General features: G+C 60.3%; 2 protein-coding genes and 2 pseudogenes. 1 reads left to right on the forward strand and 3 read right to left on the reverse strand.

Annotated elements, in window-relative coordinates; genetic code table 11:
* The 3 genes and pseudogenes from IVB27_RS36020 to IVB27_RS36030 all read right to left on the reverse strand — a co-directional run.
* Nucleotides 1-132, reverse strand: a pseudogene (locus IVB27_RS36020) (IS256 family transposase); the annotation flags it as partial.
* 226 nt (nucleotides 133-358) lie between these two features.
* Entirely contained in the window at nucleotides 359-571 is a 213-nt protein-coding gene (locus tag IVB27_RS36025) for a tyrosine-type recombinase/integrase (RefSeq protein WP_247447421.1), read from the reverse strand.
* A gap of 147 nt (nucleotides 572-718) precedes the next feature.
* Complete coding sequence (locus tag IVB27_RS36030) at nucleotides 719-1,036, reverse strand: site-specific integrase (protein ID WP_247447422.1); 318 nt, start codon at nucleotides 1,034-1,036, stop codon at nucleotides 719-721.
* Nucleotides 1,037-1,373: 337 nt separating this feature from the next.
* Here IVB27_RS36030 and IVB27_RS43895 point away from each other — a divergent pair.
* Nucleotides 1,374-1,586, forward strand: a pseudogene (locus IVB27_RS43895) (hypothetical protein); the annotation flags it as partial.
* Nucleotides 1,587-1,602: the final 16 nt, after the last annotated feature.

Raw genomic sequence — 1,602 nt, forward strand, 5'->3', positions numbered from 1 at the left:
GCCTAGAAAGTCTGCAACCTCGGCCTCGACCGCCTGGGCCAGCAGGGCACGCGCTCCATTGCGCAAGACTTCTGTGAGTTGATCGTCGAAGATTCCTGGCTGAATCAGATGGATGACGTTATCGTTGGACACGGCATATCGCTCCTTCGGTGGAGAAGTGGAGGCGTCAAGCACCCCCACGATATGCCGCCTGTCCGATTCCCGCCGTCACCAACTTTGGGCGATAGCTCCCCGCTTTCCAGCAAAACCAGTTACGGCAAAATGCCGTTTCTGGATTCCAAATCAACAGCTTGGGATTTCTTCACGGACGACTAGTTATCGAGTGCGGCGCGCAGATCGGTCATTGCACGCCTCCCCGCTAGGGCAGGCTCAATGTTCTGAGCGCATCGATGTCGACCTTCGCGTAAATCCGGGTAGTGTCGTGGTTCTCGTGCCGCAGCAACTGTCCGATCTCCGACAAGGTCGCGCCAGATCGGAGAAGCTCGGTAGCGAGACTGTGTCGGAAGATATGGGCGCCGCCGTGTGCGCAACCTTCGATTCCAACGCGATCGAGGGCAGCCTTGGCGATCATGGTGATCGCACATCCGGAAGCAAACCCGATGTGCGGCGCGAGTGTGCGGACGAACAACCGTGGGTACGACGATTTTGGGCGGCCGCTGCGCAGATATGCAACGATGGCCGCGCCAACGTCTGGCGGCATCGGCATCCGTGCACGCTGTCAGCCCTTGGCGCGAACGAGTATCTCGCTGGCGCGCCAGTCGATATCATCGAGCGTGAACGTCGCGACCTCGTGGGCCCGCAGGCCGAGCTTGGCCAGCAACAACAGAATGGCGTAGTCGCGCCGTCCCATCACCGTCTTTCGGTCGCAACCGTCGAGAGCCTTCCGCACCTGTGCGGCAGGCCGGAGCACATCTCGTGCAAAAACCTGCGGATGACCGGGAGATGGCGTACGATGGACCTCCTGGCCAAGCCGCGCTCTAATCGCAGGTTTGCCTCCCTGCTCGACGTCGGAGCTACCGCTGAACGACCTGCTCATCGAAATCTATCAGCTTATAGCGACGGGCCGCGATCCAACTCAGGAGCCCGCCAACTACGTTGAGGCAACGCCACGCGCCATGCCGAACGAGCCTCTCTTCGACGAGACGAACGGCGTAGCACTCGACGAGCGGTCCGTGCGGCTCGCTTCTGAGACGCCGGTACAGCCGGCTTCTGCCCAAGTAGTCTTCAACTTCCATCTTCCTGTTCTCCGCTGTTGACAGCGGAGGCACAGAACGAACTATGCCGAACCGACCAAACGCCGGTCAGCCAGAAATGTGGAAAAACGACCCGCCTCGGCATAGTTCGGCGAGCGGCATAAACCATGCAAGCTCAATGGCGTCAGTGCCGAGGACTGGCTAACTGACGTCCTCGCGAAGTTCGTGAATGGTCGGCCTGCGGCCCGACTGGATAAGCTCCTCCCCTGGGCATGCCGCAGTAACCCGGGAACCTCCCATTGTCTCCCAGGAGGTGCTCAGAATCAGACGCGATGGAGCGTACGCGGTGTGCTGGTCAGGCTTTTCGCCCCTCGCTCGGTTACCAACAGATGATCGCTGCATCCGATAA

Source organism: Bradyrhizobium sp. 197 (assembly GCF_023073375.1).
Lineage (GTDB): Bacteria > Pseudomonadota > Alphaproteobacteria > Rhizobiales > Xanthobacteraceae > Bradyrhizobium.